This window comes from Bradyrhizobium sp. Rc2d (assembly GCF_900099855.1).
GTDB lineage: Bacteria > Pseudomonadota > Alphaproteobacteria > Rhizobiales > Xanthobacteraceae > Bradyrhizobium.
Map to the genome: position 1 here is coordinate 79,761 of NZ_FNCU01000034.1, position 7,397 is coordinate 87,157.

The window sequence follows — 7,397 nt, forward strand, 5'->3', positions numbered from 1 at the left end:
CGCGGAATCCGCATGTATTAACCGCTATGCCTCAACTTGGTGCAGAGGCGCGGCGCATCCAGGCCAGAAATGCGGCGCAGATCATGATTAATGTCACAAACAGCGCAAGTGAGACGAGAAATCCTGCGCGCGCTGATTGCAACGATTCGACGGCGAAGAACACCGCGCCGATTGCGGCCACTCCGGCCGCATTTCCGATCTGCGCCGTGGTGCCGTACATGCCGGAGGCCGAGCCTGCTGCGACAGGTTTTACGCTCGCGAGCACCGCGCCCGACAACGGCGCCATCACCAATCCCTGACCGTAGCCGAAGACGATCATCGTAAGCGCAAGCGCAAGCGGCGTCGGTGCATCGACATAGAACGCGACAAGCGCGAGCGCGGCGAGACCTGCGATCTGGAGCGCGCAGCCCTCGAGCAACACCTTGGTGCCGCGATGGCGCGCCCTCGCGCCGCTGTGGCGCGAGGCCACGACGAAGGCAAGCGCGAGCGGGATGAAGGCCATGCCGGCTGCGAGCGGCGGAATCTTCAGGCCGCGCTGCATGTACAGCGTCATCACCAGATAGAACGAGAGGTTGGCGACGAAAAAGAAGAACGCCGCGCCGAGCCCGCGCAGGAAGGCGGCGTCCGACAGCAGCGTCAGATCGACCAGCGGCATGCCGCCGTCACGCGCGACCGCGTGCTCCAGCTTCAGGAACGCGGCGAGGATCGCGCCGCCGATTGCCATCACCGCCCACAACCACGGCGCCCAGCCGGCATCATGACCGAACAGCAGCGGGCCGATCAGGCACAACAAGCCTGCGAACAGCACCACACTGCCCTTGATGTCGAGCTTTGTACCTGATCGCCGCGGCACCGACGGCATGATGCGCCAGGCGGCAGTGGCGATGGCGAGGCCACCGGGCACGTTGACGAAGAACACCGCGCGCCAGCCGGTGCCGGCGAGATCTAGCGTGACCAGCAGACCGCCGAGCAGGAAGCCCGCGGCGCCGGCCAGCCCGAGCACGATGCCATAGATGGCGAAGGCACGGCTGCGCGTCTCGTCGGTGAACAGCAGATGCAGCGTCGCCAGCACCTGCGGCACCATCAGCGCCGCGGTCGCGCCCTGCGCCAGCCGGGCGATGATCAGCTCCGCGCCGGATTGCGCAAGGCCACACCAGAGCGAGGTGAGCGTGAAACCCAGCACGCCGGCGAGGAAGACGCTCTTCGTGCCGTGGATGTCGCCGAGCCGGCCGCCGGTGACCACCAGCGTGGCATAGGCGATCAGGTAGATCGCAATGACGGATTCGATCTGCGCCGGCGACGCTTTCAGATCGACCGCGATGGTGGGAATGGCGACGTTGACCACGAAGGCGTCGACGCCGAACATGAACTGCGCGGCGACGACGATGGCCAGCACCCACCAGCGGCGCGAGGAATCGAGTTGTTGTGTGACGATCTGATGCATCGGCGCATGACCCCGGACTATCGTTGCCCGATGATTTCAGATCGCGCGTGGTGTCGCGATTACCTGCGAGGTAGGATTCGCGTGCCTCATTCGAGGCGCGGTTGCTTCGCCTCTCCCCGCGTGCGGGGAGAGGCCGGAATTCAAACGCAGTTTGAATTCCAGGTGAGGGGGAGCTTCCGCGACTCGCACTGCCATTGAATTTGCGGAAGCAGCCCCTCACCCCGCCCTCTCCCCGTAAGAACGGGGAGAGGGAGACGAGACATCTCATCGCGCCTCCGCGCATGCCTGCATTCCGCCGCGCGGGACATCGTGCGATTGCGTTCGCTTTCGCGAGCACGTAGCCTCGCCGCTTCAACAAACAGAAAATCAAAGCCGGAGAGAACGCCATGGCGCGCCTGAAATTCGGAGCCTTTCTTGCCCCGCATCACCCGATCGGGGAGCATCCGATGCTCCAGTTCCGGCGCGATCTCGACCTGGTCGAGCAGCTGGATAACCTCGGTTATGACGAGTTCTGGTGCGGCGAGCATCACTCTTCCGGCTGGGAGATGATCGCATCGCCCGAGATGTTCCTGGCCGCGGCCGGCGAGCGCACCAAGCGGATCAAGCTCGGCACCGGCGTGGTGTCGTTGCCCTACCACCACCCCTTCAACGTCGCCCAGCGCATGGTGCAGCTCGATCACATGACCGGCGGCCGCGCCATCTTCGGCTCCGGTCCCGGCGCGCTCGCCTCCGACGCGCATACGCTCGGCATCGACCCGATGACGCAGCGCGACCGCCAGGACGAGGCGATCGGCGTGATCCGCCGCCTCTTCAACGGCGAGCGCGTCACGGCGAAGAGCGACTGGTTCACCATGAACGATGCCGCACTGCAGATCCTGCCGCTGCAGGAGGAGATGCCGTTCGTGGTGGCCTCGCAGATCTCTCCGTCCGGCATGACGCTGGCCGGCAAATACGGCATCGGCATCATCTCGCTGGGCTCGATGACGACGCAGGGGCTGATGTCGCTGCAACAGCAATGGCAGTTCGCCGAGGACGCCGCGAAAAAACACGGTACTACGGTAAGCCGCGCCGACTGGCGCGTGCTCCTGACCTGGCATATCGCCGAAACCCGCGAGCAGGCGCGACGCGAAGCGGGCGCCGGGCTGATGCACTGGCACAACGAATATAATGTCGGCACGCTGCAGCGGCCGGGTCTCACCGCTTTCTCCTCGCCCGACGAAGCCGTGGACAAGACCGCCTTCGTCGAGGGCGCAGCCTCCACCATCGGCACGCCCGACGATCTCGTCAAAACCATCAAGAACGTGATGCAGGTGTCCGGCGGGGTCGGCGCCATCATCGGCTTCGTGCACGACTGGGCCAATCCGGAAAACACCCGCCGCAGCTGGGACATGGTCGCGCGCTACGTCGTGCCGGAGATCAACGGCTACATCGACGGTCTTCGCAAGTCGCAAAAATTCGTGATCGAGAATCGCGCGATCTTCGAGCGCGCAGGCCAGGCCGTGATGGCCAAGATCATGGAGAACGAGAAGGCCGCCGAGGCGCTGAAGGTGACCGGCCCCGGCCGTGTCGCCATTCCCGCCGTCAACGCCCCGGATTTGCAGAAGGAAGCGGCGAAGCGGTAAGTCTATCTCTGTCGTCCCGGCGAAAGCCGGGACGACGATGGTACGTGTCGCGATTTTGTGCGCAAGACGACCCCCGCTCATCGCGACCGGATCGTGCTATGCTCGCGGAGCTTGCCAACCGGAGCAATCGTCATGTCGACGCAGAATGTGGCCGCCCCTGCGCTTGGCTTCACCCCGCCCAGGCGCAATGAGCTGACCCACATCCCCGGCGACGAAGGCTGGCCGATCATCGGCAAGACCTTGCAGGTGCTCGCCGACCCCAAGGGGCACATCGAGGCGAACGGCGCCAAATACGGCCCGGTCTACCGCACGCACATTTTCGGCGAGACCAATGTCGTGCTGCTCGGGTCCGAGGCCAACGAGCTCGTGCTGTTCGACCAGCAGAAACTGTTCTCGTCGACGCATGGCTGGAACAAGGTGCTCGGCCTGTTGTTTCCGCGCGGCTTGATGCTGCTCGATTTCGACGAGCACCGCCTGCATCGCAAGGCGCTGTCGGTCGCGTTCAAGGCCGGGCCGATGAAGTCGTATCTCAGCGATCTCGATCGCGGCATTTCCGCGCGCGTGGCGCAGTGGAAGGCCAAACCCGGCGAGATGCAGCTTTATCCGGCGATGAAGCAGCTCACGCTCGATCTCGCTGCGGCCTCGTTCCTCGGCGCCGACATCGGCCCCGAGGTCGACGAGATCAACCGTGCCTTCGTCGACATGGTCGCGGCCGCCGTCGCCCCGGTCCGCCGCCCCCTGCCCGGCACCCAAATGGCGCGAGGGGTGAAGGGACGCAAGCGCATCGTCGCCTATTTCCGCGAGCAGATTCCGCTGCGACGCGGCAATCACGGCGGCGATGACCTGTTCTCGCAGCTTTGCCGCGCGACCCATGAGGACGGCGCGCTGCTCTCGGAGCAGGATATCATCGACCATATGAGCTTCCTGATGATGGCCGCGCACGACACGCTGACCTCGTCGCTGACCTCCTTCATCGGCGAACTCGCCGCCAATCCGGACTGGCAGGACAGGCTGCGGGCGGAGGTTCTCGCGCTCGGCCTCGCCCCGGATGCGCCGAGCAGCTTCGACGATCTCGAGAAGATGCCGCTGACGGAGATGGCGTTCAAGGAGGCGCTGCGGATCAAGCCGCCGGTGCCCTCGATGCCGCGCCGCGCGATGCGCGATTTCACTTTCAAGGGGTTTACGATTCCCGCCGGCACTGCCGTCGGCGTCAATCCGCTCTACACCCATCACATGAAGGACATCTGGCCGGAGCCGGACCAGTTTGATCCAATGCGCTTCACCGAGGAGGCGCAGCGTGGCCGCCACCGCTTCGCCTTTGTGCCGTTCGGCGGCGGCGCGCATATGTGCCTCGGCCTGCATTTCGCCTATATGCAGGCGAAATGCTTCGCGCGGCATTTCCTGCAGAACATCGAGGTATCGCTGGAGCCGGGCTACAAGCCGGACTGGCAGATGTGGCCGATCCCGAAACCGCGGGATGGTTTGCGGGTGCGGGTGACGGCGGTTTAGCGCCACCGCCGTCATTGCGAGCCAACGGGTCCGCGCGAAGCGCGGCCCGATGACAGGCTCCGCGAAGCAATCCAGAATCTTTCCACGGTGACAGCCTGGATTGCTTCGTCGCAAGGGCTCCTCGCAATGACGGAAACCTGCTTTCGTAGGGTGGGCAAAGGCGCGGAGCGCAGTGCCCACCATGTCTCTCCCGGTTTGAACACCGACGTTGGGCACGGCGCGCGAAGGGCGCGCCTTTGCCCACCCTACGGCTTCGGCGCCCGTGGCTCCTACGCCCCCTGATCGAACGCTTTGCGCAAGGCCACATAACCCTGCTGCTGCTGGCTCCAGTTGCGGCCGCCGGTCATGGCACCGTCGATGACGAGGTCGTGGCCGTTGATGAAGCTGGATTCGTCGCTCGCCAGGAACACCGCGGCATGGGCGATGTCATCAGGGAGACCGGCGCGCGGGATCGGCTGCGCGGTCTTGTAGACCTCGCGCATCACCGCCGGCGTCTTCTCGGCCGCGTCGGTCGACAGCCCCAGCGCCTTGCCGAAGATGCCGGTTGCGATCGCGCCGGGCGAGATCGAGTTGACGCGCACATTGGACTCGCCGAGCTCCATCGCTACGCATTTGGTGAGATGGATCACCGCCGCCTTGGCCGCGCTATAGACCATCGAGGACGAGAACCCGGCGAGACGGCCGGCGATGCTGCCATTGTTGATGATGCTGCCAAAACCCTGCTTCTTCATGTGGGGCGCGGCGTGCTTCATGCCGAGCATGACGCTGCGCACCAGCGTCGCCATCGCCGCATCGAACCGCTCGGCCTCGAGGCCCTCGATGCCGCCGGTCTGCGCCGGGCCGCCCGCATTATTGAACAGGCAGTCGATCCGGCCGAATCTGTCGACCGCGAGCGCGATCAGCGCCTGCATCTGCGCTTCGACCGTGACGTCGGTCTGGCGGAAGATGCAAGTCGCCCCGAGCTGCTTCGCCAGCGCCTCGCCTTCCGGCACGCGCCGACCCGCGATCACAATTTTGGCACCTTCGGCAACGAAGACTTCCGCGGTACGCAATCCGATCCCGCTCGTCGCGCCGGTGATGACCGCAACCTTGCCGTCTAGCCTGCCCATGGAATGTTCCCGTTTTTGAATGATTTGATTTTCAGATGGCGGACACTGACAGATGACGGCGCCGCGACGGTCACTATTCCCGCCGGCCCGCGGCAAGGCAAGCTTTGCTTGCGCGTCCGACATGCGTAACATTCGCAACCATGGCTCGACTTTCGAACGGGCATCGCGACCGGGCGGGGCATGGGGAAGCTGATCGACGAGTTCCGCAAAGGCTGGCAGGGCGTGGCACCGCCATCGCTCGGTCTGAGCATCGCCTTCGCGGCCGCCTGCTTGCTGATTGCGACGGCGGCGCGCTGGGGTCTCGCGCAGGTCCGGCCCGACGTCTACTTCACCCCGTATTTCCCGGCCGTGTTCTTTGCCGCCGCGTTCGGCGGCTTCCGGATCGGCATCGTGACGGCACTCGTCGGCGGCGTGCTCGGCGTCGTCGTCAATTTCAGCGATGCCTTTGCCGATCACGCGCGATTTGCCTTGCTGGCGCTTTACTGGGCCGTGAGCGCGCTGACCATCTGGGGTGTCGAGCATTATCGCTCGCTGCTGATCGAACAGCGCCGGATTTCCAAGCGCCTGATCGAGGAAGAAGACTATCGCAAGCTGCTGGTCGATGAGCTCCAACACCGGCTGAAAAACAAGCTGTCGACGGTGCACGCCGTGCTGCACCAGGTGCTGCACGACCAGCCGCAGGTCTGGGCCCGCATCGATCCGAGGCTGCGGTCGCTGGCCACGACCGACGATTTGATCTCGCGGATCGACAAGGCGGGCTGCGACATCCGCGATCTCCTGATCGCGGAGCTCGGGCCTTACGGCCACGTCCGCTTCACGCTCAATGGCGACCGGCTGTTCCTGCCGCCGAAGCTCGCGGTCACGCTGTCACTGATGTTTCACGAGCTCGCCACCAACGCGGGCAAATATGGTGCGTTCTCGGCGCCGCGCGGATTGTTGCAGGTGTCATGGACCGTCAGCGGTGATCGCCTGACCATCACTTGGGACGAGACCGAGGGACCGAGCATCGGCGAGGTGTCGGCACCGGGCTTCGGCACCAAATTGCTGAAGTCGGCGCTAACCGCCTTCGACGGCAAGACCGAGCTCTCATTCTTGAAGACGGGCCTCCATTGCATCATGCAATGCCGTATCCCCAAGGGCGGCTGACGAACAGCAAAGTTCGGTCGATCGGTCACCTCTCCCTACGCCGGGCAATCGCATATGGCCTTTGGGGCGGCCTGAGCGTGCGCCTCGTCCTTCGAGACGACCGCGGAGCCTGTCATCGGGCCGCGCTTTGCGCGGACCCGGTGGCGGTCTCCTCAGGCTGAGGCTAAGCGGCATCGGTGTCCGTTGAATTTGCTGGCGCACACTCCGCCCTCATCCTGAGAGCCTGACTCAAAAAGGGCGGCGAGCTTTTTAGGGTGCAGCGAGGCGTCTTGTCAGCAGCCTGAGATGGGCAACATGAAGCCAGGCAAGCTCTGTCGCGGCCGAGCCTTCAAAGTCTCTGGTGAGGCGTCGGCAGCGACCGAGCCACGCAAAGGTGCGTTCGACCACCCAACGTTTGGGCAGGAGCTGGAAGCCCTTGACCCCCGGTGGTCGCTGGACGATTTCGATTGTCCACGGTCCACAGTGGGACAGCGCGTTGGTAAGCTGTTTGCCGCGGTAAACCCGATCGGCAAAGACATGTTGGAGGCTCGGGAAGCGGTCTCGCAGGTGCTCGAGCAAGGGGACCGC

The 7,397-nt window shown here is 64.7% G+C and carries 6 protein-coding genes; 3 read left to right on the forward strand and 3 right to left on the reverse strand.

The window, feature by feature from the left end; all coding sequences use genetic code 11:
- Positions 1–31 precede the first annotated feature (31 nt).
- Complete coding sequence (locus BLV07_RS31945) at positions 32–1,444, reverse strand: MFS transporter (protein WP_091893889.1); 1,413 nt, start codon at positions 1,442–1,444, stop codon at positions 32–34.
- Positions 1,445–1,830: 386 nt separating this feature from the next.
- On the opposite strand from BLV07_RS31945, the gene BLV07_RS31950 reads away from it, so the two are divergent.
- A complete protein-coding gene (locus BLV07_RS31950) occupies positions 1,831–3,066 on the forward strand; it encodes an LLM class flavin-dependent oxidoreductase (protein ID WP_091893891.1) in 1,236 nt (411 codons plus the stop codon).
- Between the two features lie 132 nt (positions 3,067–3,198).
- Positions 3,199–4,575 carry a cytochrome P450 gene (locus tag BLV07_RS31955; RefSeq protein WP_091893893.1) on the forward strand — a complete coding sequence of 459 codons (1,377 nt, stop codon included), beginning with the start codon at positions 3,199–3,201 and terminating at the stop codon, positions 4,573–4,575.
- A gap of 269 nt (positions 4,576–4,844) precedes the next feature.
- Here the strand turns inward: BLV07_RS31955 and BLV07_RS31960 are convergent, their stop codons facing one another.
- A complete protein-coding gene (locus BLV07_RS31960; protein WP_091893895.1) occupies positions 4,845–5,684 on the reverse strand; it encodes an SDR family NAD(P)-dependent oxidoreductase in 840 nt (279 codons plus the stop codon).
- A 180-nt stretch (positions 5,685–5,864) separates the two neighbouring features.
- On the opposite strand from BLV07_RS31960, the gene BLV07_RS31965 reads away from it, so the two are divergent.
- Positions 5,865–6,830 carry a sensor histidine kinase gene (locus BLV07_RS31965; protein WP_091893897.1) on the forward strand — a complete coding sequence of 322 codons (966 nt, stop codon included), beginning with the start codon at positions 5,865–5,867 and terminating at the stop codon, positions 6,828–6,830.
- A gap of 249 nt (positions 6,831–7,079) precedes the next feature.
- Here BLV07_RS31965 and BLV07_RS31970 read toward each other — a convergent pair.
- On the reverse strand, positions 7,080–7,397 hold a 318-nt coding region (locus BLV07_RS31970), incomplete at its 5' end, for a transposase (protein ID WP_143035538.1).